This is a genomic window from Azospirillum humicireducens, assembly GCF_001639105.2.
Classification (GTDB): Bacteria; Pseudomonadota; Alphaproteobacteria; order Azospirillales; family Azospirillaceae; genus Azospirillum; species Azospirillum humicireducens.
On sequence record NZ_CP015285.1, the window covers coordinates 205,936 to 226,964 of the forward strand.

23 protein-coding genes and 2 tRNA genes are annotated in these 21,029 nt (G+C 65.5%); 15 read left to right on the plus strand and 10 right to left on the minus strand.

Translation table 11 applies throughout. From position 1 onward, the window contains the following. The first annotated feature begins 992 nt into the window (after window positions 1-992). Both A6A40_RS30280 and A6A40_RS30285 read left to right on the plus strand, forming a co-directional pair. The gene (locus A6A40_RS30280; RefSeq protein ID WP_146191529.1) at window positions 993-1,997 is read left to right on the plus strand and encodes a hypothetical protein; all 1,005 of its coding nucleotides are present in this window, start codon (window positions 993-995) and stop codon (window positions 1,995-1,997) included. An 18-nt stretch (window positions 1,998-2,015) separates the two neighbouring features. Then, window positions 2,016-3,662 (plus strand): acetate and sugar kinases/Hsc70/actin family protein, encoded by a 1,647-nt coding sequence (locus A6A40_RS30285; RefSeq protein ID WP_146191530.1) that lies wholly within the window; start codon window positions 2,016-2,018, stop codon window positions 3,660-3,662. A 302-nt stretch (window positions 3,663-3,964) separates the two neighbouring features. Here the strand turns inward: A6A40_RS30285 and map are convergent, their stop codons facing one another. Both map and sfsA read right to left on the minus strand, forming a co-directional pair. Continuing rightward, the gene (gene map / locus A6A40_RS00895) at window positions 3,965-4,774 is read right to left on the minus strand and encodes a type I methionyl aminopeptidase (protein WP_063633719.1); all 810 of its coding nucleotides are present in this window, start codon (window positions 4,772-4,774) and stop codon (window positions 3,965-3,967) included. Between the two features lie 56 nt (window positions 4,775-4,830). Continuing rightward, entirely contained in the window at window positions 4,831-5,568 is a 738-nt protein-coding gene (sfsA, locus tag A6A40_RS00900; protein ID WP_063633720.1) for a DNA/RNA nuclease SfsA, read from the minus strand. Between the two features lie 66 nt (window positions 5,569-5,634). Between sfsA and A6A40_RS00905 the strand changes: the two genes are divergently transcribed. Together A6A40_RS00905 and A6A40_RS00910 are read left to right on the plus strand one after the other, a co-directional pair. Beyond that, window positions 5,635-6,435: a competence/damage-inducible protein A gene (locus A6A40_RS00905; protein ID WP_063633721.1), complete on the plus strand. Its 801-nt coding sequence runs from the start codon at window positions 5,635-5,637 to the stop codon at window positions 6,433-6,435. A 106-nt stretch (window positions 6,436-6,541) separates the two neighbouring features. Continuing rightward, entirely contained in the window at window positions 6,542-6,787 is a 246-nt protein-coding gene (locus A6A40_RS00910; RefSeq protein ID WP_063633722.1) for a hypothetical protein, read from the plus strand. 74 nt (window positions 6,788-6,861) lie between these two features. Here the strand turns inward: A6A40_RS00910 and A6A40_RS00915 are convergent, their stop codons facing one another. Next, on the minus strand, window positions 6,862-7,041 hold the full coding sequence (locus A6A40_RS00915) for a hypothetical protein (RefSeq protein WP_063633723.1): 180 nt from the start codon (window positions 7,039-7,041) through the stop codon (window positions 6,862-6,864). A gap of 254 nt (window positions 7,042-7,295) precedes the next feature. Here A6A40_RS00915 and A6A40_RS00920 point away from each other — a divergent pair. After that, a tRNA-Leu gene (locus A6A40_RS00920) sits at window positions 7,296-7,380 on the plus strand. Window positions 7,381-7,416: 36 nt separating this feature from the next. Here A6A40_RS00920 and A6A40_RS00925 read toward each other — a convergent pair. After that, entirely contained in the window at window positions 7,417-7,800 is a 384-nt protein-coding gene (locus tag A6A40_RS00925) for a rhodanese-like domain-containing protein (protein WP_063633724.1), read from the minus strand. Between the two features lie 93 nt (window positions 7,801-7,893). On the opposite strand from A6A40_RS00925, the gene A6A40_RS00930 reads away from it, so the two are divergent. After that, on the plus strand, window positions 7,894-8,301 hold the full coding sequence (locus tag A6A40_RS00930; protein WP_082860679.1) for an ArsR/SmtB family transcription factor: 408 nt from the start codon (window positions 7,894-7,896) through the stop codon (window positions 8,299-8,301). A 2-nt stretch (window positions 8,302-8,303) separates the two neighbouring features. Here A6A40_RS00930 and A6A40_RS00935 read toward each other — a convergent pair. Then, window positions 8,304-8,388, minus strand: a tRNA-Leu gene (locus A6A40_RS00935). 234 nt (window positions 8,389-8,622) lie between these two features. On the opposite strand from A6A40_RS00935, the gene A6A40_RS00940 reads away from it, so the two are divergent. Continuing rightward, window positions 8,623-9,141, plus strand: a complete 519-nt coding sequence (locus tag A6A40_RS00940) for a disulfide bond formation protein B (protein WP_063633726.1) — start codon at window positions 8,623-8,625, stop codon at window positions 9,139-9,141. Continuing rightward, window positions 9,138-9,731 carry a demethoxyubiquinone hydroxylase family protein gene (locus tag A6A40_RS00945; RefSeq protein WP_174718504.1) on the plus strand — a complete coding sequence of 198 codons (594 nt, stop codon included), beginning with the start codon at window positions 9,138-9,140 and terminating at the stop codon, window positions 9,729-9,731. The genes A6A40_RS00940 and A6A40_RS00945 overlap by 4 nt, the downstream gene beginning before the upstream one ends. Before the next feature lie 50 nt (window positions 9,732-9,781). Here the strand turns inward: A6A40_RS00945 and aceB are convergent, their stop codons facing one another. Further along, window positions 9,782-11,386 carry a malate synthase A gene (aceB, locus tag A6A40_RS00950; RefSeq protein ID WP_063633727.1) on the minus strand — a complete coding sequence of 535 codons (1,605 nt, stop codon included), beginning with the start codon at window positions 11,384-11,386 and terminating at the stop codon, window positions 9,782-9,784. A 91-nt stretch (window positions 11,387-11,477) separates the two neighbouring features. After that, window positions 11,478-12,530 carry a phage shock protein operon transcriptional activator gene (pspF, locus tag A6A40_RS00955; RefSeq protein ID WP_063636055.1) on the minus strand — a complete coding sequence of 351 codons (1,053 nt, stop codon included), beginning with the start codon at window positions 12,528-12,530 and terminating at the stop codon, window positions 11,478-11,480. A gap of 179 nt (window positions 12,531-12,709) precedes the next feature. Between pspF and A6A40_RS30940 the strand changes: the two genes are divergently transcribed. The 5 genes from A6A40_RS30940 (at window position 12,710) to A6A40_RS00975 (ending at window position 15,450) form a co-directional block, all read left to right on the plus strand. Then, entirely contained in the window at window positions 12,710-12,874 is a 165-nt protein-coding gene (locus tag A6A40_RS30940; RefSeq protein ID WP_167562456.1) for a hypothetical protein, read from the plus strand. Between the two features lie 17 nt (window positions 12,875-12,891). Beyond that, complete coding sequence (gene pspA, locus A6A40_RS00960) at window positions 12,892-13,563, plus strand: phage shock protein PspA (RefSeq protein ID WP_063633728.1); 672 nt, start codon at window positions 12,892-12,894, stop codon at window positions 13,561-13,563. Window positions 13,564-13,637: 74 nt separating this feature from the next. Then, the gene (pspB, locus tag A6A40_RS00965) at window positions 13,638-13,865 is read left to right on the plus strand and encodes an envelope stress response membrane protein PspB (protein WP_063633729.1); all 228 of its coding nucleotides are present in this window, start codon (window positions 13,638-13,640) and stop codon (window positions 13,863-13,865) included. A 62-nt stretch (window positions 13,866-13,927) separates the two neighbouring features. Next, complete coding sequence (pspC, locus tag A6A40_RS00970; protein ID WP_063633730.1) at window positions 13,928-14,329, plus strand: envelope stress response membrane protein PspC; 402 nt, start codon at window positions 13,928-13,930, stop codon at window positions 14,327-14,329. A 65-nt stretch (window positions 14,330-14,394) separates the two neighbouring features. Next, a complete protein-coding gene (locus A6A40_RS00975; RefSeq protein WP_063633731.1) occupies window positions 14,395-15,450 on the plus strand; it encodes an alpha/beta hydrolase family protein in 1,056 nt (351 codons plus the stop codon). 43 nt (window positions 15,451-15,493) lie between these two features. On the opposite strand, the gene A6A40_RS32100 is transcribed toward A6A40_RS00975, so the two are convergent. Further along, on the minus strand, window positions 15,494-15,622 hold the full coding sequence (locus tag A6A40_RS32100) for a hypothetical protein (RefSeq protein ID WP_257792271.1): 129 nt from the start codon (window positions 15,620-15,622) through the stop codon (window positions 15,494-15,496). Window positions 15,623-15,908: 286 nt separating this feature from the next. On the opposite strand from A6A40_RS32100, the gene A6A40_RS00980 reads away from it, so the two are divergent. After that, a complete protein-coding gene (locus A6A40_RS00980) occupies window positions 15,909-16,478 on the plus strand; it encodes an MAPEG family protein (protein WP_063633732.1) in 570 nt (189 codons plus the stop codon). On the opposite strand, the gene A6A40_RS00985 is transcribed toward A6A40_RS00980, so the two are convergent. Both A6A40_RS00985 and A6A40_RS00990 read right to left on the minus strand, forming a co-directional pair. Continuing rightward, window positions 16,414-17,367 carry a glycosyltransferase family 2 protein gene (locus A6A40_RS00985; RefSeq protein ID WP_063633733.1) on the minus strand — a complete coding sequence of 318 codons (954 nt, stop codon included), beginning with the start codon at window positions 17,365-17,367 and terminating at the stop codon, window positions 16,414-16,416. The genes A6A40_RS00980 and A6A40_RS00985 overlap by 65 nt on opposite strands. Further along, window positions 17,364-18,773 (minus strand): oligosaccharide repeat unit polymerase, encoded by a 1,410-nt coding sequence (locus tag A6A40_RS00990; RefSeq protein ID WP_063633734.1) that lies wholly within the window; start codon window positions 18,771-18,773, stop codon window positions 17,364-17,366. The genes A6A40_RS00985 and A6A40_RS00990 overlap by 4 nt, the downstream gene beginning before the upstream one ends. Before the next feature lie 245 nt (window positions 18,774-19,018). On the opposite strand from A6A40_RS00990, the gene A6A40_RS00995 reads away from it, so the two are divergent. Further along, window positions 19,019-20,941, plus strand: a complete 1,923-nt coding sequence (locus A6A40_RS00995; RefSeq protein ID WP_063633735.1) for a right-handed parallel beta-helix repeat-containing protein — start codon at window positions 19,019-19,021, stop codon at window positions 20,939-20,941. The last annotated feature ends 88 nt before the right edge of the window (window positions 20,942-21,029 follow it).

A 21,029-nucleotide genomic window follows, 5' to 3' on the forward strand; every position in this document is an offset into this window, starting at 1 on the left:
AAGCCATCGGTTTAACGACTACCCAATAACTAAGCGAAATGGAAGTGAGCGGTACAGGATGGTAGGTCATGGCAGTTGTCTGAGCGACGACCTCCATTTTCAGTAAATGCCATAAGTCTCAACCTAGGCACTGTACAATGGTGCCTGCTAATAGGAGGTCAAATCCGACGTAGAACAAATGCGACCGGCATCACACTTGAAGCTAGGTCTCAGGCAGGGCTGGAATTCAGAAAATCAAGACGGAAATTGACACCGGACGGCTCTCGTGCGAGCGCGTTAAAGCGAAATCTGCCCCAGTATCGGTGGCAGCTTGTAGACAAAGGTGAGACTCTCTAGGGCCATGAGAATGTTAACCAGCTTTTCGTGCCGTCAGCGTAATAGAGCAACACTTCCAGTCAGCTAACCGAACAATGCAGCGGTTTGTGCCAGTGCTGCCTTTACGTCGTTTGACCACAACGGCTCGCGTAGGTTACGACGTTGGCTAACTACTCCCCTCTCCGCAAGGGATCAAACGCACAATGCCCCCTAGAGCGATTTCAGAAGTCGGACGAGAGGTATTAGTTCGCTTCGCCAACGCAAGTTCGCCGGAACAGCAGCTTGGCGAAGTGTTGGCACTCGCACGAATGAAATTGACGGCTGCGGCTGTGGAGCAGCCAGAATTCAGGCATGGTCTAACGCGACTGGTGGCCGCGTTGGAGGGTGGAGAAGGGAAGGCGCCTCTGTGGGCAGCTGTTGCATTGATGCGGTTGCACGCTAGCGCAAAGTCAATACGACAGCCGGTTGAGCGTCTCCTGAATGAGGCAAAGCCGCCCTGTCTGCCATCGATTCAGTTTCTGGACGACCCTGACGACCGTGCATACGCCGCTGCGGCTATCGGTCTGCTGAGGCGAGACTGGGTTTCTGAGTATCTCGCGCTTGAGGTCGTGAACGAGGACACAGGCGAGAAGGCCCGGACGGCCCTGTTAGAGGCACTCGTATGCCGTATTGGCTCGGTGAGCGAGCTGCTTCGACGAATTGCTGAAGCATTTCGGGCCTGGGATGTGAAAACTAATACAGTTGGAGATACCAGAGCACGACGATTGACACGCATTGTTGCGGCGCTTCGGCCGATGCTTCTCGCCGCCGATCTCGAAGCTGGAGTAGAACTTGGTCTATCCCTCGCTGATTTAATTCAGGCGGCTTTGCCCGCCCATATGCTTCCCGAGTCAAGAGAAGTGCGGGACACTGTCGCTGAGACTGTTGTTTGGTTGCTCTATGAACTGCTTCGCACGCGGTTTTCCCTCGCTACCGAATCGGAAACATATGAAGCCATTTCGCTCCTAAATCGCTGGTATGCTCCGGCATCCTGGCCTGACGGTGTTGCGGCCTCATTGCGCCGAGTGGCGGGTGTATTGCTGGAAGCGACTGAATTGTTAGCGCGTCAAGGGATAACCGATGACAATCTCTTTCTCGCTCTGGTCACCTTGGTTGGCCGGGACGTGGCGATCCGCAGGACGACATTGATCGGAGAGCGTATTGCTGGACTCGCTCCGGACGTGCTCCGCTGGTTACGTCAGCCCGCGCAGGGCCGACGCCGAGTCGCTTCGACTAACTTTGCAGAGGAAAGTGGTCTCCTGAGCGCCGATGAGGCGATTGGAAGGTTGATGATCGATGCGGCAACATTCTCGCGTGAAACCAGCCGCATAGGGCAGGACATCCTCGACAGCTTGGCAATTCATGACCCTGGTTTGGTTGACCCAGCAGGAAAACTGCTAAGAGGAGCAAGGCTATTGATGACTAGTGCGAGCGTTGTGGCCGCCGCGCGACATTTAGTGCTGCGCAACACGCCCGGAGAGATCGTGGAATATCTTCCCGCAGAGCATGATTTAGGTGGTATGGGAGGGGCCCGGCGCGTTCGCATCATAACGCCAGCGGTCATACGCCAGATTGAGGGACTTTCTCCGCAAGTTGTGTTAAAAGCGCGGGTTGAACCCATTGGGGGTTCGCCAGTGAATTGAGCAATCTGGGGAGGCGACGTGGACACGGAAGTTGCCAAAAATTTAATCGCTAGCCTGCTAGACCGTATAGAAATCGATCCGAGTAGCGGAAAAAAGAAGCTGCTTGGACTGATCTCTGATCGCGAAATCGCAGCATTGCATCACTTTTCTGGAATAGAAGAGCCAGTCACCTCCAGCGTGATGCTGCGGCAGCGTATTAACGAAAATCCTCTTCAGGATGAGAAAACCGTACAAGTAAAACTGAATCTTGATTCATTGGATAAGGCGGTGGAAGAAGGTATAATTCTCTGTCTTGATTTTGGAACTGCTTTTTCCAAAGCCTGCGCCATGACTGACGGAGAAGATCTTGTTGATCTGCCGCTTGGAAAGAAAGCGGGAGAAGAAGGGTTGGTTTATCCGGTCAACTCAACTATTTATTTTGCAGATGGTCGAATTTGGTTTGGGCCGCAAGCAATCAAACTGAGTGAGCGCGATCAAGATCCGAAGCGTCAGCGGTTTGATTCTCCAAAGCAAGCTATTAGTCAAGGTGATTTTGAAAACATTCAACACCGATTTGTTGATGATGCAATCAACCCCACTTCTGTAAAATTTACAGTTTCCGATCTCATTCAGCTTTATCTCGCTTACTTGACAGCTATAGCCACGGCTTGCCTTGAGGATGCAGGGCACTCGGCTTACGTGCGGCGCCGCTTCGCTCGTCCATCGTGGCCCGCCGACCAAGCAGAGTGGGCTAACCGCGAGCTTAGCTCGATGATGGCTCGAGCGCAGATATTGGCCGACACATGGCGGAACCGTTGGGCCGATGGGCTTTTGGTTGAAGAGGCGCGCTTTGCTCTAGACGAATTGAAGAAATTGACGTCAGAACCGGCACAATTGATTATTGAACCCGTTCTCGAAGCTACTGCTGCCGGTAATAGTGCATTACGTCGCGCTAGCCCTTCCCGATCTCTGTGTATGGTGGTCGACGCCGGAGCAGGTACATGTGATTTTGGCCTGTTTTACATTGTTCGCATCAATGATACGTTGTTGCGTGTGGCAGAAGTTAGCGGATCGAGCGTCGTGCTGCGGCAGGCGGGGGATACCGTAGACCGAATGCTCGTAGACGCAATTCTCGCAAAGGAAGCGCTTCGCATCGGGAGCGCTGAGTACGATAATGTATTGGTGGATCTCAAAAAGCGAATCCGGGGATGGAAAGAGAAGCTATTCCGGGATGGGCATCTCGATTACCAACTTACTAATGATGGAGCGGGAGTTATCAAGGTATCAGAGTTTCTCGCGCGCGACGAGGTCCGGCGCTTTCAGGATGCTCTAGAGAGGCGTTTCCGTGAAAGCCTTGAGGGAATTTCTGACAGCTGGAATGCGGCTGCGCAAAATGGACGGATTCACGTGTTGCTAACTGGTGGTAGTGCCAACCTGCCGATGGTTAAGCAACTAAGTGAAGGTGTAGTGGAGGCAAATGGCACTCACTTTCTCCGTGAACGCCTTGATGCTCTTCCGGATTGGATTGGGTTGGACTATCCCGAACTTGTCCCTGAGTTCGGCCAGCTTGCAGTTTGCATCGGCGGTGCTGCTGAGAATCTGCCGCGACTCACTGGGGTGTACACCGAGTTCGGAGGGGCGGCTCCGCCAGGCGCGCGTTATATTCCCCCGGCATCCAAAGGCTAGTTGCAATGACCACGAGGCCAGGAGAAATCATCATTGTATGTGACTGGTCGCGATTGCTAAACAGACTCGCTAAATCCTGATGTAGCCGGACTGGACAGGAGCGGTTGCATAATCTTTGATGTCCCGCATGCGGCAGGTCATTTATGACTGCGCCATAATCTACCAGTCCGACCTGATCCGGTGGTGGCACATTCAGGATGCCGCGAGGGTTGCCGGTGCCAGCTTGGCCGTCGCCAAAAACAACTCGGGCGCCGCATCCCCCGACACGGCGCCCGTCTCTCGTACCGCAAAGATGCTCGGCCTCACTCCACCGCGTAAGGCGGCTTGGTGAACCCCGCCGGGGACAGGGTGAAGATCTCCGCGCCGTCCGCGGTCACGCCGATGGAATGCTCGAACTGGGCGGACAGTGACTTGTCCTTGGTCACGGCGGTCCAGCCGTCGCCCAGGATCTTCACGTCGGGGCGGCCGGTGTTGATCATCGGCTCGATGGTGAAGATCATGCCTGCCTTCAGCACCAGACCCTCGCCCGGCTTGCCGTAATGCAGGACCGACGGCGGCTCGTGGAAGACGCGGCCGACGCCATGGCCGCAGAAATCGCGCACCACCGAGAAGCGGTGGGACTCGGCGAAGGTCTGGATGGCATGGCCGATGTCGCCCAGCGTGGCGCCCGGCTTCACCGCGGCGATGCCGATCATCAGCGCGTCATAAGTGACGTCGACCAGCTTGCGCGCCTTCACGCCGACATCGCCGCACAGATACATGCGGCTGCTGTCGCCGTACCAGCCGTCGACGATCGGCGTCACGTCGATGTTCAGGATGTCGCCGTCGACCAGCCGCTTGTCGCCGGGGATGCCGTGGCAGACGACATGGTTGACCGAGATGCAGTTGGCGCGCGGAAAGCCGCGATAGCCCAGCGGGGCGGGGATGCCGCCATGGTCGCGGATGAACTGCTCCAGCAGGCGGTCCAACTCCCCCGTGGTGACGCCCGGCTGCACATAGGGGACGATGTAGTCCAGAGCCAGCGCAGCCAGACGGCCGGCTTTGCGCATGCCTTCGAATCCCTCCGGACCATGAAGACGGACGCGGTTGGAGTCGATGTGATCCTGTTCCAAGACGAAAGCCCCTATGCCGAGTAACCCAAAGCCCGATGCCGAAGCCTGCCGCGGCGTTACAGCCGGATCGGCAACTGCCGGTCCAATTCAATCGATTCGGGCGTGATCGCGCAAGACCAACACAGCGCCTCCACCCCCGAATCCAATGCGCGGCGCAAGCCGTCATGATAGGCGGGATCGAGATCGGCCGCCGTGCGGAAATGGGTGCAGTCGCCGCGCTGGACAAGGTAGAGCATGACCGCGCGGCAGCCCTGCGCCACCATCGCCGCCATCTCCTCCAGATGCTTGGCGCCGCGGGCGGTGACGCAGTCCGGGAACTCGGCGGCGTCACCATGCGGGCCGTCGGGGCGGCGGAGATGGACGTTCTTCACCTCGACATAGGCGGGAGGCCGGGGGGCGGGCTTGGCCGGGTCGTCCTCCAGCAGCACGTCGATCCGGCTGTTGCGGCCGTACTTCACCTCGCGCCGCAGCCGGTCATAGCCGGCCAGTTCCGGAATGGTGCCGGCGGCGATCGCGGCGGCGACCAGCGCGTTGGGGTGGCCGGTGTTGACGCCGACCAGCCCCTCTCCCCAGGGGGCGGCGGCCTCCACCAGCTCCAGCGTGTAGGCCAGCTTGCGGTTGGGATTGGCGGAGCGCGACAGCCAGACGGGTGAGCCGGGAATGTCCAGCCCGATCATACTGCCGGAATTGGGGACATGCGCCGTCACCTCCACCCCGTCCAGCAGGACATCGGCAAGAAACCGCTTGTAGCGGCGGATCAGGCGGCCTTGAAGAAGGGGGGTGGGAAAGCGCATCTTGGCGGCGACGCTACCCTTGGCCTTCCCGCTCGACAAGAGCGTTCCACGGAGACCCGCACCGCCATGACGTCCGAGACCGCAGAAAACCCGGTTGCCGCAAACCCGACCGCAGCAAATCCCACTGCCGCCGTCCTGGTGATCGGCAACGAGATCCTGTCGGGCCGCACCAAGGACGCCAACCTCGGCCACATCGCCGAGAAGCTGACGGAGATCGGCGTGCGGCTGCGCGAGGCCCGCGTGGTGCCGGACGTGGAGGAGGAGATCGTCGCCGCGGTCAACGCACTGCGCGCGCGCTACACCTATGTCTTCACCACCGGCGGTATCGGCCCGACCCACGACGACATCACCGCCGCCTGCATCGCCAAGGCCTTCGGCGTGGCGCTGGAGCGCAACCCGGAAGCGGTCGCCCGGCTGGAACGCCATTACGCCGCCGGCCAGTTGAACGAGGCGCGGCTGCGCATGGCCAACGTCCCGGCCGGCGGCATCCTGATCGACAACCCGATCAGCCAGGCGCCGGGGTTCCAGATCGGCAACGTCTTCGTCATGGCCGGCGTGCCCAACATCATGCGGGCGATGCTGGACGGCCTCCTGCCGCGGCTCGCCGGCGGGCCGGCCCTGCATGCCCGCACGGTGGCTTGCGAGTTGGGGGAGGGGGTGATCGCCGCCGACCTGTCGGCGCTGCAGGACCGCCATCCGGCCCTGGAGATCGGCAGCTATCCTTACTTCCGCAACGGCTTCTTCGGCGTCAGCCTGGTCCTGCGCGGCACCGGCGAGGAGGAGGTGGCGGCGGCGACCGAGGAGTTGGCGGGCATCATCAGCCGTCTGGGCGGCACGCCGACCGTCACGGTTGGTACGAAAGGGTAGTGCGGCGCCATGACGGGAGCTATGTCGGCGGATCGATTGTCCCGAACCGATTCGGTTCTACGTTGATTGTCCATCATTCAAACCGCGTCTGCCGGGAGGCTCCGCCATGAAGAGCTTTGAGAAAGCGGCGTTGCTGTTCCTTCTGCGCCATCTGGCCGCAGGCGTCGCCGGTGCGGTGGTGCTGGCCAGCGGTCTCTTGTGGTTCGACGTCGCCAGGCTGGCGACGCTGATCGGCAACAGTGAATACGGGATCACCGCGACCGTCATGCTCTATGCCGGGTTGATGCTGACCTTCGGCAGCGTGTCGATGGGAATCGGCATCATGACGATGAACGAGGACACCCGCCCCTGAGTTCTCCGGTGAGGGTCTCCGGTGCCGAGCGTTCCGGAGGCCTCTTGCGGGCCTGCCCTGCCGACTGGCCGTGCTCAGAAGTTGGCGCCGAACGGCCCGAAGCGGTCGTAAATCCACACAAGCGCCACGATCGCCGCCAGCCAGAGCGCTGCGTTGCGCAGCACGACCCCACGGTTCCGGCGAAGGGCCGCCGGCACCACCAGAACGGCCACCATCAGAAGCGCCACCAGCGACAGCCAGTCGGTCTCGCTCACGCCGCATCCTCCCTTTCGCTGGCCCTGGTCTGGGCCGTTCCCACAGTTGCGCTTCCTTCGATATGGGAATGCCTGCGGTTTTGCGAAGGCCACTTGACCCGCAGCCCCGCGATTGTCTAAGTCATGACCACGGAACGGTGCGTTGCATATTGAAGTATGCAATCTGCGCGGGCAGCTCGGGGCCGTTCCGTGGACATGAGCTTTGCCGTCATGATCCGGTCGCCTGATCGGTCTATGATGACGAAGTCCGGGACGCGGGCGTGGCGAAACTGGTAGACGCAAGGGACTTAAAATCCCTCGCCGCAAGGCATGCGGGTTCGAGTCCCGCCGCCCGCACCATCTCCTTTGCAGTTCGGCTTTCTTCCATACCGACACTCAGCGCTCCACGGAACCGCCGGCATTGACCCAGGCGGCGAAGCCGCCCTGCAGGCGGTTGATGGTGCCGGTGTGGCCGGCGGCGATCATGCGCTCGGCGGCGGGGCCGCAGCGCATGCCGCCCTGGCAGTGGAAAACCAGATGCTTGGCCGGGTCGGCCGGTATCCGTGACGGATCGAAGGACGACAGCGGGTTCAGAATGGCGCCGGGAATGTGCCCGGCGGCATGTTCATGGGCTTCGCGGACATCGACGATCACCGCTTCACCCTTGGCCTGCCAACCGATGACGGTCGCCGGGTCGATCTGGCGGATTGGTCCGGCGGCGTCGCCAGCGGCCGAAGGAGCGGCGGGGACCAGGCGGCGGAACAGCGTGCACAGGGACATGGTCAGGATGCCTTGAAAATGGTGGCGGGGTGGGCAAAGCGGATGCCGGGAAAATCCTTGACCACAAGATTAGTGTTTTCTAATTTAGAGTCAATGACTGCTTCCATCCTGACTCCGGGGTTGCGGCCCGCCGCCAAGCTGATGAAGGCGCTGTCCAACGAGGCGCGTCTGCTGATCCTGTGCGAATTGGGGCAGGGGGAGCGCAGCGTCGGCCAACTGGGCGAGATCGTCGGGCTCAGCCAGTCGGCCCTGTCGCAGCATCTGGCACGTTTGCGTGCCGACGGGCTGGTCCGCACGCGGCGACGCTCGCAGACGATCTTCTATTCGATCGCCAGCCGGGAGGCGACGGCTGTCATTGAGGTTCTGGCCGAGCTGTTCTGCCATGCGCCGGAACCGTCCGGCGCGCACACGCAGTCCTGCGGTGCCGCGGCTGTGACCGATCAAATGTCGGAGGAGGGGACGGCAACCTGCCGGTCAGGACCGGGAGACCGGTCGGAGTAAGGTGGTGCGGGCGGTCGGACTCGAACCGACACTCCTTGCGGAACCGGATTTTGAGTCCGGCGCGTCTACCAATTTCACCACGCCCGCAGCGACGCCTCTTCTAGCGCAACCGTCCGCAAACGGAAAGTGCAAAAGAACGGTGTTGGACGGCCGGTCGGAATCCCCGCCGGCCGGATTGCGGGACGCCGCCATGGCCGCGCTTATTCCCCGGCGGCGGCGCGGTCCCTGCCATGCCGTCGCAGGGGCGGCCTGGGCGTCGCGGATGGCTGGTCGAACGGTCGCGCACGCGCTACCTTGTCGGCCATGACGACCGAGCCCCTCATGTCCCGCATCTTCGACGATCCCCGCATTGCCGCGCTGCTGCTGGCCCTGGCCAGCGCCGGCGTGCTGCTGTCGGCCCTGTTCTTCCAGTTCGTGCTGGATTACCAGCCCTGCGTCCTCTGCATCATGCAGCGCTGGCCCTATGTGGCGGTGATGGTGTTCGGGCTGGTGACCTGGCTGTTCCGCCGCTGGAAGGGGCTTGGCGACGCGCTGCTGGTGGCGAGCGGGCTTGCCCTGCTGGCCGGTGCCGGCATCGCCGCCTATCATGTCGGGGTGGAACAGCATTGGTGGGCCGGCACCTCGTCCTGCGGCGGATCGGCCCCGGCGAACTCGCTGGAGGCGCTGCGGGCGCAGGTGATGGGGGCGCCCGTCACCCGCTGTGACGAGGTGGCCTGGTCGCTGTTCGGCATTTCCATGGCGGGCTACAACGTGGCGGTCTCCCTGGCGCTGGCGGCCTACGCCTTCGTCGCGGCGCGTGCCGCCTACATCCGCACCCCGGTGTCGAGGACCGCATTGTGAGCGAAACCACTTTTCCGACCGCCGCCCGTCCCCGCCCGACCGCGCAGTCGCCGAAGGGCGCGCTGCCCGGCGACATGCCGCGGCGCGACCGGCTGGCCCGAATCGTCCGCGTCGACCATGCCGGCGAATATGGCGCCAAGCGCATCTATGAGGGTCAGATCGCCGTCATCGGCAAGGGCCGGCATGGCAAGACCCTGCGCCACATGGCGGAGCAGGAGCTGGTCCATCTGCAGTATTTCGAAAAGCAGCTGAACCGGCGCCGCGTGCGGCCGACCCTGCTCCAGCCGCTGTGGCACGTCACCGGTTTCCTGCTGGGGGCCGGCACCGCGATCCTCGGCGAGCGCGCGGCGATGGCCTGCACCGTCGCCGTCGAAGAGGTGATCGAGGAGCATTACGAGGCGCAGCTGAAACAGCTCGGTCCCGACGAGCAGGAGCTTGCCGACAGCATCCGCAAGTTCCAGGCGGAGGAGGTGGAGCACCGCGACATCGGCCTCGTCAACGAGGCGGAGCTTGCGGCCGGCTATCCGGTGCTGTCGGCGGCGATCAAGGCCGGCACGCGTGCGGTGATTTGGGTGGCCGAACGGGTCTGAGTGGCAAATCCAGGGGAGGGGGCTTCACGCCCCCCGCCTTCCTATGAGCTTTACGCCCCCTCCGCCACCACGCGCTGGTAGGCCGGCAGGGTCAGGAACTCCGTGAAGTCCTCGCGCGCGACCAGATCGCGGAACAGGGCGGCGGCATCGGTGTAGCGGCCCTTGGCATAGGCGTCGGCGCCGACCCGCTCCTTCCAGGCGGAGAGTTCCTCCGCGATCACGCGGTCGACGAGGTCCAGGGTAACGGGCTGGCCGTCGTCCAGCGCCGTGCCGGTGTGGACCCATTGCCAGACCTGGGTGCGGCTGATCTCCGCGGTGGCGGCGTCCTCCATCAGGTTGAACAGCGGAACGCAGCCCTGGCCGCGCAGCCACGCCTCGATATAGCCGATGCCGACCGCCACGTTGTTGCGAAGGCCGGCCTCGGTCTTGGGCCCGGCGGGGACCGCCAGCAGGTCGGCGGCGGTGACGGTCACGTCGGTGCGCTTGCGGGCGATCTGGTTGGGCGTGGGCATGTAGGCGTCGAACACCTCGCGCGCCACCGGCACCAGACCGGGATGGGCGACCCAGGTGCCGTCATGGCCGTTGGACGCCTCGCGCTCCTTGTCGGCGCGCACGCGGGAGAAGGCGACCTCGTTCGCTTCCGGGTTGTCCTTGACCGGGATGAAGGCGGCCATGCCGCCGATGGCCGGCGCGCCGCGGCGGTGACAGGTCCTGATCGCCAGCTGGCTGTAGGCGGACAGGAAGGGGGAGGCCATCGTCACCTCGGCCCGGTCGGGCATGACGGCGGCGGGATCCGTCCGGAACTTCTTGATGAAGCTGAAGATGTAATCCCAGCGCCCGCAATTCAGGCCGGCGGAATGCTCGCGCAGCTCATAGAGGATCTCGTCCATCTCGAAGGCGGCCAGGATGGTCTCGATCAGCACCGTCGCCTTGATCGAGCCGTGGGGCAGGTGGAGATACTCCTCGGCCACCAGGAAGACCTCGCGCCACAGCCGCGCCTCGAAATGGCTTTCCAGCTTGGGCAGGTAGAAATAGGGACCGCTGCCGCGGGCCAGCAGCTCCTTGGCGTTGTGGAAGACATGCAGGCCGAAGTCGAACAGCGCGCCCGACATCGGCTCTCCTTCCATCAGCACATGGCTTTCGTCCAGATGCCAGCCGCGCGGGCGGATTTTCAGGACGGCGGTCTTGTCGCTGAGACGGTATTTCTTGCCGCTGGCCGGATCCTCGTGGGCGATGGTCCGGCGCACGGCGTCGCGGATGTTGATCTGTCCCTCGACCAGATTGGTCCAGGTCGGGCAGGTCGCATCCTCGTAATCGGCCATGAAGACCTTGGCGCCGCTGTTCAGCGCGTTGATGACCATCTTGCGGTCGACCGGCCCGGTGATCTCCACCCGGCGGTCGAGCAGGTCGACGGGCAGCGGGCCGATGGTCCAGTCGGCCTCGCGGATGGCGCGGGTTTCCGGCAGGAAGTCGGGCTTGTGGCCCTTGTCGAGCAGCGCCTGGCGCTTGGTCCGCACGTCCAGCAGCCGCAGCCGCTCCGGCCCGAAGCGACCCTCCAGCTCCGCCAGGAAGGCCATCGCCTCCGGCGTCAGGATCTCCTCGAAACCGGGCTTCATCGGACCGCGGATCTCAAGGCTGGGCATGCTGGTGGCCATCGTGCTGCTCCCCTTCCCGTATCGTGACGAACCGCTCTCTCGACGGTTGAGCGACCGGTATAGCACGGTACAGGCATCAGCCGGGGACGGCCTATGGTCGCAGAGGGGTGGGCGGGATCAGCCCGTGCTTCTTCAGCATGCCGCGAAGCTGGTGGTAGCCCAGCCCCAACGCCTCGGCGGTCTGGCGCTGGTTGAAGCGGTTCTGTTCCAGCGCCTCGCGCAGCTTCGCCGCCTCGAAGGCGCGGACCTGATCGAGGATGCCGCCGTCGAAGCCGGGCATGGCCGGCAGGGGCATGGCCGGCGGGGGCTTGTCCGGAACGGGAGGCTGGGCCGGTGTGTGACCGGTGCGGGCCGTCGGCGCCGCGGCGGGGCGCCAGGGCGAGTCGAAGGGGTCGAGGATGATGCGGTCGAGCGGCTCGTCGGTCTCGGCGGCGGCGACCGAGCGCTCCACCGCGTTGCGCAGCTCGCGCACATTGCCGGGCCAGTCATGGGCGCGCAGCCGGTCGAGAGCGGCGGCGGTGAAGCCGGGGAACAGCGGACGCTGCAGCTCGCGCACCATGCCCAGGGCGAAATGCTCGGCCAGCGGCGGGATGTCGTCGGGCCGGGCGCGCAAGGGCGGAAGCGTCACCACGTCGAAGGCCAGACGGTCCAGCAGGTCGGCGCGGAAGCGGCCGGCGGCGGCCAGCGCCGGCAAGTCGGCGTTGGTGGCCCCCACCACCCGCACGTCGACGGTGGCGGTGCGGCCGCCGACCCGTTCGATCTCGCCATACTCCACGGCGCGCAGCAGCTTTTCCTGAACGGCGGGGGAGGCGGTGGCGATCTCGTCCAGGAACAGGGTGCCGCCGTCGGCCTGCTCGATCCGGCCGATCTGCCGGCGGGTGGCGCCGGTGAAGGCCCCGGCCTCATGCCCGAACAGCTCCGAATCGAGCAGGGATTCCGGCAGGGCGGCGCAGTTCACCTTGACGAAGGGGCGGTCCCACCGCTGCGACAGGTAGTGCAGGCGGGCGGCGATCAGCTCCTTGCCGGTCCCGCGCTCCCCGATCACCAGCACCGGCCGCTCCAATGGCGCCACCCGCGAGACATGGGACAGCGACGCCAGGAAGGCCGGGGATTCGCCGAGAAGGGACGGAGGGGCAGCCTGCATCGCGTATTCATTCATCTATTCGCCAATCTAACGATGATATCGCTGAAAAGGCGATGCGGCAAGCTGGGCGCCTGAACCCTGCGTGAGGCTGAAATCCAAGCCGTTACAACGGCTTGCTGGGTGTTTGGCCAAGTTGGCACGCCGGTTGCGATAGTAGCGCCATGGCAAGGAGGTCAAGCATGAGCGACTTCAGCGATTTCCGCCGCCGCTATGGCGGCGACCGCTTCAACACCACGCAGAGCCGCCCGACGCTGCGGCGCGTGCGCAACTATCTCGCCACCCGGCCGGTCGAAAGCTGGCTGTTCTTCGTCGCCGGCATCGTCGCCGGCGCCATCATCGGCTGATACACGGGACACCGACCATGAGCATCTTTTCGCGCCTGACCGACATCGTGCAGTCGAACCTGAATTCCCTGCTCGACCGCGCCGAGGAGCCGGAGAAGCTGATCCGCCTGATCATCCAGGAGATGGAAGACACGCTGGTCGAGGTCCGCTCCTCCACCGTCAAGATCATCGCGGAGAAGAAGGAGATCGAACGCCGCGTCGCCGACCTCCACCGCGAGCGCGACGAGTGGGACCGCAAGGCCGAGGTGGCGCTGACCCGCGACCGCGAGGATCTGGCCAAGGGCGCCCTGCTCGCCAAGGCCAAGGTCGCCGAGCAGGCCGACGCGCTGACCGAACAGCTGGTGCAGGTCGAAGCGGCGCTGTCCAAGGCCAACGAGGACATCGCCCGCCTGCAGGCCAAGCTGACCGACGCCAAGACCCGCGAGAAGACGCTGGTCGCCCGCACCCAGACCGCAGCCAACCGCGTGAAGGTCCGCGGCGCCCTGCATGACGAGCGGATCAACGACGCCCTGTCGCGCTTCGAGCAGGTCGAACGCAACCTGGACGAGATGGAGGGCCGGGTCGAGGCCTACGACGTCGGCCGCACCAAGAGCCTGACCGAGGAGATCGCGGAACTCGAGGCCGCCCACAAGGTCGAGGAGGATCTGGCGGCGCTGAAGGCCCGCATCGCGGCGCGGCGCAACGGCTGATCCTTGCCTTGGCGCCGGGGTGGGGCGGTGACGCCCCGCCCATTCCCTCACGACAATAAGAAGGCCCGACGACCATGGGGTTCCTGGGTTTCGTCCTCGCGGTGCTGTTCATGGTGGTGGTGGCACCGGTGTGGATCGTCTTCCACTACATCACCAAATGGCGGGCGCAGCGCGGGCTCTCCGCGCAGGACGAACGGCTGCTGGCCGAGATGTGGGAGATTTCCAACCGGCTGGAAGCCCGCGTCCATGCGTTGGAACGCGTCCTCGATGCCGAGGCTCCGAACTGGCGCAACAAGGTGTGAGCGGTTCGGCGCCTGCCCCCCTCCCGCCCAACCCGAAACTCAACGAAAGGACCGAGCCAGCCATGGACCACAAGTCCTTCTACGACTCGCCGAATCCGCATCGGCTGTATCGCGACCCGCAACGCGGGGTGCTGGGCGGAGTGTGCACGGGCGTTGCCGATTACTTCGGCGTGCAGCCGACGGTCGTCCGTCTGGCGATGCTGTTCGCCCTGTTCTTCTTCTCGGTCCCGCTGGTGATCGCCTATCTGATCGCGCTGCTGGTTCTGCCGGTGCGTCCGGCGCAGCTCTATCGCGATGCCGAGGAGGAGGCCTTCTGGCGGACGGTGTCGACCAAGCCAGACCGGACGCTCGCCGGCCTGACCCAGCGCTTCCGCGACATGGAGAAGCGCATCGTCGGGATGGAGGCCTATGTCGCCTCCAAGGAGTTCGAGCTGAACCGCGCGATCCGCGACCTGGACCGCTGATCGTTCCGAACCCTCCCAAGCCGGCCTGAAGCCGGCGTGAAGTCCTCGGCTCACGGAGCATCGGTATGAAGCGCTTTTCCCTGTCGGTGCTCCTCACGCTTTCCATCGCGGCGGTGGGGCTGCCGGGCCTCGCCCATGCCGAACCGGCCATCGGCTTTCAAAGGCTTTCCCTGCCCGCGACCGACCGGAACCGGGCGTTGGAGGTCGCGGTCTGGTACCCGGCGGAGGCAGCGGGGGAAACCACGCCGATCGGCGACAATCCGGCATTCGTGGGGACGGCGGTCCGGGTCGGCGCGCCGCCGCAGCCGGGCCGGCATGGGCTGGTGGTGGTGTCGCACGGCTATGGCGGCAACTGGACCAACCAGCAATGGCTGGCTGCCGATCTGGTGGCGCACGGCTATGTCGTCGCAGCGCCGAACCATCCCGGTTCGACCAGCCGGGACATGGCGCGGCCGGATGCCGTCATGCTGTGGAAGCGTCCGGGCGACCTCAGCCGGGTCATCGACTGGCTGAACGACGAGCCGCGCTGGTCCGCACTGCTCGTAGCCGGACAGGCTGCGGTGGTCGGGCATTCGCTCGGTGGATGGACCGCCGTTGCCCTGGCCGGCGGGCGTTTCGAACCATGGCGTCTCAAGGCCGCCTGCGATGCCCATCCGCTGATGGCGGCCTGCGGACCGGAGATCGGTGGATTGGGCGTCGAAGGCCCGCAGTCCCAAGCATGGGCGACGCAGCCTTTGGCCGATGGGCGGATCAAGGCCGTCGTTACGCTCGATCTCGGCTTGTCGCAGGGGTTCGATCCCGAAAGCCTGTCCAGGAGCGAGGCCGCGTTCCTCGTCGTCGGTGCCGGTGCCGGCAATCCGAAAATGCCGGTGGAGCTGGAATCACGACATCTGGCCGGCAGTCTGCCAAGCGACCGGACGCGCTCCGTCGAAATCGCCGATGCCGGTCATTTCAGCTTTCTCGGCGTCTGCAAGGCCGGCGCCATCCCGCGGCTGGAGGCCGAACGGCCCGGCGACGGGGCGATATGCCGGGATCGTGACGGCCGTGACCGGGAGGCCATCCACCGTCAGGTGTCGGCCCTGGTCGTCAGTTTCCTCACATCGACGATGCCGCCGCGCTAGGCGAACAGCCGCCTCCGTGAAGGACGTGCGATCGGCAGACGGATCAGCGACGCTGACGGCGCCGGTCGCGGACGCGGATCGGGATCGGTTTGGGGGTGGGCATCATGGCGATCAGACCGGCCAACGCCGCAGCCGTCGCCACCGCACCACCGAGCAGAACGAAATCCATCATAGGCCCTCCACCATCGAGATCCCCGCGTTCACCCACATGGTGAAGCAGATGGTTAGAACATGGTAGCGAAAAGAGAGACTGACAACAGCTCTCCCATCGGGGAAGCCCCCAGTAGACATCCTCATCGAACACCGGTCTTCCGGCCTGGGCCTTGATCCAAATCACGGGCTGGGCCGTTATTGGTCGAAGGAACAGGCTGCGGCCTTTCCCGGATGGGCCGGATGGACCAGATGGAAAGGACCGGCGCCCTTGTCGCCTCCCCGCCCTGTGACGGAGCCCCGCCCCGATGTCCGACAGCAGCCTTCGCCAAAGCGCACCGCGCAGGCGCAAATCCCTGATCCGCGGCGCCCTGCTGCTGAACGGAGCGTCGATGGTGGTGACGGCGCTGCTGTTCGTCCTGCTGCTGTCTCTGGTGGCGCCGCCGTTGGGTGTCAACGCGCCGGGCGCGCGGATGGTGTTGTGGGCGCGGCTGGCGGTCTGGCCGGCGCTGCTGCTGTTCGCCATGGTCGTCGGGGTGATGGCGATGCGCGGGCTCACCCAGGCCTTCAACCCGATCGAGGATCCCGAATCGCGCGGCCAGCGCGTCTGTCAGCGGGTGCTGGCCAACAGCGTCGAACAGTCCGCCATCTTCGTGCCGGCGCTGGCCGCCCTGGTCGCCACCCTGCCGCAGCCCTCGCTGGCGGCGGCGGCGGTGGCGACCGGGCTGTTCGTGCTGGGGCGGCTGCTGTTCTGGGCGGGCTATCTGGTCCATCCCTTCGCCCGCGCGCCGGGCATGGCGATGACGCTGACGGTCAATCTGATCGTGCTGGGCTGGGCCGTTCTGCTGCAGCTGGACGGGATGCAGCCGGGCGGCTGACGGCTTTCTCGGGCGGGGGCGCGCTGGCCGGGGCCGCCGTCTTTGCCAGATGCAGCCAGCGGCGGTAGGCCTCCACGCCCACCGGGGCGCGGTGCCGCAGCCCGATGCGGACGATCTCCGGCAGGGCCAGCAGCACCTTCAGGTCGGTCAGACGCGGGCCGTGGCGCAGGTTCTTCCAGCTGTTGCCGGCCCAGGCACGCGCCAGCCGCCACGCCAGCAGCGGGGAGGGACAGCGCGCCACCTCGCGGATCAGGTCGTTGCGGTGGTTGTAGAAGCGCTCCATCCCCGGCTTGCGGCCCTTTTCGCTCTTGTCGTGGTAGACCATCACATCGGGCAATGCCACGACGCGGTAGCCGGCGCCGACGAGCCGCAGGCAGCGGTCCTTCTCCTCCCCCTGACGGTAGAGTTCGGGCATGTAGAGGCCGACCCGCTCGACCGCGCTGCGCCGCAGCAGATGGCCGCAGCCGACATACCAGGGCACATCGAAGGGCGCCGCGCCCTTGGGGAAATAGACCAGCCCGTCGCGCGTCTCGATGTTGCAGGCGACCGCGGCGACCTCCGGATTCTCCTCAAGATGGGCGACGCAGCGGGCCAGCCCGTCGGGCTCCCCGAACCAGCTGTCGTCGTCCACCGACAGGATGCAGTCGCCGCTGGTGTTCACGAAGCCGAAGTTGCGGGCCAGGATCAGCCCGGCATTGTGCGGCTGGCGGACGTAGCGGACGGTGGGGAATTCCGCCCGCATCATCGCGCCGGTGCCGTCGGTGGAGCCGTCGTCGATGACGATGATCTCCATCGGCGGGGTGGTCTGGGCCATCAGCCGGGTCAGCGCGATGCGCAGCTCCGGCCCGCGGTTGTAGGTGGCGATGACGGCGCTGACGGTCAGCGTCATGACGGCTCCCTTCGGACAAGATTGGGCGGCGCCACCACCGGACGCAGCGGGTCGTCCTCCAGGATCCCCCAGGCCCGCAGGGCGCGGGTCAGCGCGATCCACAGCAGGATCGGCAGCAGCGAGAAGAATCCGAACTTCACGATGGTGATGTTGCCGTCGCGGAACCATTGCAGGCACAGCGGCAGGAAGGCGCAGTAGAACAGCACGGAGTAGCGGTTGCGGAACCCGTCGGTCCAGAACCAGCGGTGCAGCCGCCCCAGGATCAGGCCGACAACCACCATGGTGACGATCATGCCGATCCAGCCGGCGCTCATCCAGCCGTCGCCCGGCAGCGAGGTGGTCAGGTTGTAGAAGACGCCGTAATCGTTGAGGTCCACCCATTTCACCGGCGCGCCCACCGGCTTGCCCGGCCACAGCAGGCGGGGAATCGGCTCGGTGAACAGCTGCAGATACTGGGTGAACCAGGTGTAGGTGGCCGACTGTTTCGGCACCACCCACAGGATGTAGGCGAGGAAGTCGAAATTGGCGAGATCCTGGCCCGCCAGCGCGTCGATCGCCCGGCCGCCGCCGCTGCCGCCGTTGAAGCGCAGCAGGACCGAAGGCGGCGCATCGCCGGCCAGCACGTCGCGGAAGGCGTCGCGGTTGTTGCCGAGCAGCGTGAACAGCCCCATCACCGGAACCGCGGCCAGCACATGCCACAGCCGGAACCATCGGGTGCGGGTGCGGTAGAGCAACAGGAGCACCAGACCCAGGATGCCCATGATGATCGCCCAGCGGCCCCAGCCCAGATAGGCGCGGTAGGCGACGAAGCCGGCGAAGGGGAGGAAGGACAGCGGGTGGAACCGGCAGATCCAGATCAGCCCCAGCGTCAGCGGCAGACCCATCGAATGGGCTTCGGCGATGTAGCCGGTGGTGTTGGTGTAGATCGGCTGCCCGGTCAGCGGATCGCGCTCCATCTGCACGTCGCCGGTGCCGTCGAAGCTGGCGCCGCCCTGGCGCTGGATCGCCGAATAGATGGCGAGCGGACCCAACAGCGCCGCGGTGGTCAGGAAGGCCACGATGTCGACGCGGTCGAAGGCGAAGGACGGCGCCGGCTCGCCGTTCGGGGTCCAGTCGGGACGGACCATCCCCGCCCAGGTGCAGGCGGCGGCGAAGGCGATCAGACCGACCGAACTGACCACCAGCGTCATGACGAATTGCTGCTCGCTGGGCCAGAAGCCCATGAACAGCCAGACATCGTTGAAATTCTGCGTGTGGACCAGGATCGGCCGCATGACGAAGACCAGGGCATGGAAGATCAGGTACAGCGTCAGCGGATGGAACATCGACGCGCTGCCGGTGCTGAGAAACACCGCGATCACCAGCACCAGCACCAGGACCTGCGCGATCAGCGCCATTTCGATCATCGGCAAACCGTCCCCGGTTGTAGGCCCCGCCTGACCGGGGGGCGTTCCGCGGGCAAGCGGGTACGACCGGCCGGTCAGGCTAGGATGAAAAGCCAGCCTATACGTCCCGTCCCGGCCCGGCAGGGGTGCAGAGGGCGTGGCCCCTTCGCACCCGCACACCCCCTTCGCGCTTTTGCCGGTTGCCGTGGGCCTGGGTCAGTCTCCCCCTTCGGCGGAAGATCCGCCGCAACGGAGGAGCTTTCTTCATGCCCCGTTTCCACCCCGAGTCCTGGAGCTGTGCAGCCCGCGTCCTGGCGATCTGCGCGGTCCTGCTGTCTTCAGGATGGTCGATGGCCGCCGCGGCGGAGACGACCTTCTACGTGTCGCCCACTGGTAACGACCGCTGGTCGGGTCGGCTGCCCCAGCCCTCGGCGGACGGGCGCGACGGCCCCTTCGCCACCCCGGCCCGCGCGCTGGCCGCCGCCAGGGGGGGAGGGCCGGCGACGGTGCGGCTGGGTGGCGGCACCTATCGGCTGAGCGCGCCGCTGGTGGTGGACGGCTCGCTGTCCGGGCTGCGGCTGACGGCGGCGGAGGGTCAGCAGCCGGTTTTGTCGGGCGGCGAGATGGTGGGCGGCGCGCGGATGGCGAATGGCCTGCTGTCGGCGCCGCTGGCGCGCGAGCCGGGGCTGGATGTCGCCATCGGCGGCTCTGGCGGCGGGCAGCGGCTGGACGCCGCGCGCAGCGGCGACTTCGACCCCGGCGACCCGCGCAGCGGCTGGTTCCCGGCCAAGGCGGTGCAGTCCAACGCCAAAAGTCCCGGATCAAAGCGGCAGATGCAGGTGCCGCCGGGGGTGCTGAAGTCCGGCTGGGCCGGGCCGGGGGTGCGGGCGCAGGCGCTGGACCGCGAACGGCTGTCCGACGATCTGCTGGGCGTCGTCTCCGCCGACCCGAACGGGTTGCTGACCCTTGGCGGCGACGGACAATATCCGTACCGCGACGGCTCCACCGTTCGGTTGCTCGGCCATCCCGACTTCCTGACCCGGCCGGGCGAATTCGCCTGGGACGCCAAGGCCCGGCGGCTGCTGGTGAAGCCGCCGACCGGGTTCGACAGCGGGCGGGCGGAGCTGGTGGTGGCGAGGACCGCCACCCTGCTGCGGCTGGACAACGCCCGCAACGTGACGGTGGAGGGGCTGACCTTCACCGACGTGCCGTGGGACGGCTGCGCCGTGCTGGCGAAGGGCGGCAGCGGGCTGCGCATCGCCGGCAACCGCTTCGCCCTGGTCGGCACCGCGGTGACGCTGGACGGTGCCGCACGCAGCGAGGTGTCGCGCAACCGGATGGAGCATCTCGGCCGCTCCGGCATCTTCCTGGCGCCGGGCAGCAGCGACAACCGCATCCTCGCCAACCGCATCAGCGATGTCGGCGAGGTGCGCTTCTTCGGCGGCGGGGTGATGGCGGCGGGCATCCGCAACACGCTGATCGCCCACAACGACATCCGGCGGGCGGCGCGCTACGGCATCTCGGTGAAGAACTGGAATCCGCAGACGGTGAACAGCGACAACGTCATCGAGTTCAACCGCATCCGCGACACCGCCCGCCAGACCGCCGACGCCGGCGCCATCGAGATGCTGGGCCGCAGCGGCAACGACACCCGCAGCATCGTCCGCTTCAACGACATCCGCGACACCGGCGGCCTCGCCACCGACGCGCAGGGGCGCTGGCTGGTCCGCTACAAAGGCTTTGGCATCTATCTGGACGACATGACCAGCGGCGTGACGGTGCAGGGCAACCTGCTGGAGAACACCGGCATGGCGGCGATCTTCCTGCATGGCGGCGACAACAACCGGGTGTCGGACAACATCACGGTGATGACCGACCGCAAGGACCGCTTCCTGCGGCTGGAATGGGTGCCCAGCGCCGGTAGGAACGGCCTGATGCACGGCAACGTCGCCAACGGCAACGTGGTGGCCGGCCCGGCGCCGAACGAGCAGGTCGTCGTCAGCCTGACCGGCGGCGACTACAAGGTCGAGGACACGCAGCTTGAATCGTCGGCGCCGCCTGCGGCGTCCGCCGGTATGGCCAGCACGGCCAGGGCGGCCGCTCCGCCCGCCGGTGGGCGTCTGCTGGACCGGTTGCTGGCGATGAAGGAACTGCCGCTCGACCGCGTCGGACCGGAGGGAATGCGGTAGCGCAAGAGACCGGAGCAAGCCTCGCTCTGACGTCATCCCCGCGAAGGCGGGGATCCAGGCTTCCGGGACAAGCGCAGGTGATGACTGG

Bases quoted from the DNA above. Each gene is read 5' to 3' on its own strand.
- A6A40_RS30940 (WP_167562456.1), top strand. From the start codon at position 12,710: ATGAGCGACTTCAGCGATTTCCGCCGCCGCTATGGCGGCGACCGCTTC.
- pspB (WP_063633729.1), top strand. From the start codon at position 13,638: ATGGGGTTCCTGGGTTTCGTCCTCGCGGTGCTGTTCATGGTGGTGGTG.
- A6A40_RS00930 (WP_082860679.1), top strand. From the start codon at position 7,894: ATGACTGCTTCCATCCTGACTCCGGGGTTGCGGCCCGCCGCCAAGCTG.
- A6A40_RS00980 (WP_063633732.1), top strand. From the start codon at position 15,909: ATGTCCGACAGCAGCCTTCGCCAAAGCGCACCGCGCAGGCGCAAATCC.
- pspA (WP_063633728.1), top strand. From the start codon at position 12,892: ATGAGCATCTTTTCGCGCCTGACCGACATCGTGCAGTCGAACCTGAAT.
- pspF (WP_063636055.1), bottom strand. From the start codon at position 12,530: ATGCAGGCTGCCCCTCCGTCCCTTCTCGGCGAATCCCCGGCCTTCCTG.
- sfsA (WP_063633720.1), bottom strand. From the start codon at position 5,568: ATGCGCTTTCCCACCCCCCTTCTTCAAGGCCGCCTGATCCGCCGCTAC.
- A6A40_RS32100 (WP_257792271.1), bottom strand. From the start codon at position 15,622: ATGATGGATTTCGTTCTGCTCGGTGGTGCGGTGGCGACGGCTGCGGCG.
- A6A40_RS00940 (WP_063633726.1), top strand. From the start codon at position 8,623: ATGTCCCGCATCTTCGACGATCCCCGCATTGCCGCGCTGCTGCTGGCC.
- A6A40_RS00925 (WP_063633724.1), bottom strand. From the start codon at position 7,800: ATGTCCCTGTGCACGCTGTTCCGCCGCCTGGTCCCCGCCGCTCCTTCG.
- A6A40_RS00975 (WP_063633731.1), top strand. From the start codon at position 14,395: ATGAAGCGCTTTTCCCTGTCGGTGCTCCTCACGCTTTCCATCGCGGCG.
- pspC (WP_063633730.1), top strand. From the start codon at position 13,928: ATGGACCACAAGTCCTTCTACGACTCGCCGAATCCGCATCGGCTGTAT.
- A6A40_RS00985 (WP_063633733.1), bottom strand. From the start codon at position 17,367: ATGACGCTGACCGTCAGCGCCGTCATCGCCACCTACAACCGCGGGCCG.
- A6A40_RS00910 (WP_063633722.1), top strand. From the start codon at position 6,542: ATGAAGAGCTTTGAGAAAGCGGCGTTGCTGTTCCTTCTGCGCCATCTG.
- A6A40_RS00995 (WP_063633735.1), top strand. From the start codon at position 19,019: ATGCCCCGTTTCCACCCCGAGTCCTGGAGCTGTGCAGCCCGCGTCCTG.
- A6A40_RS00905 (WP_063633721.1), top strand. From the start codon at position 5,635: ATGACGTCCGAGACCGCAGAAAACCCGGTTGCCGCAAACCCGACCGCA.
- aceB (WP_063633727.1), bottom strand. From the start codon at position 11,386: ATGGCCACCAGCATGCCCAGCCTTGAGATCCGCGGTCCGATGAAGCCC.
- A6A40_RS00990 (WP_063633734.1), bottom strand. From the start codon at position 18,773: ATGATCGAAATGGCGCTGATCGCGCAGGTCCTGGTGCTGGTGCTGGTG.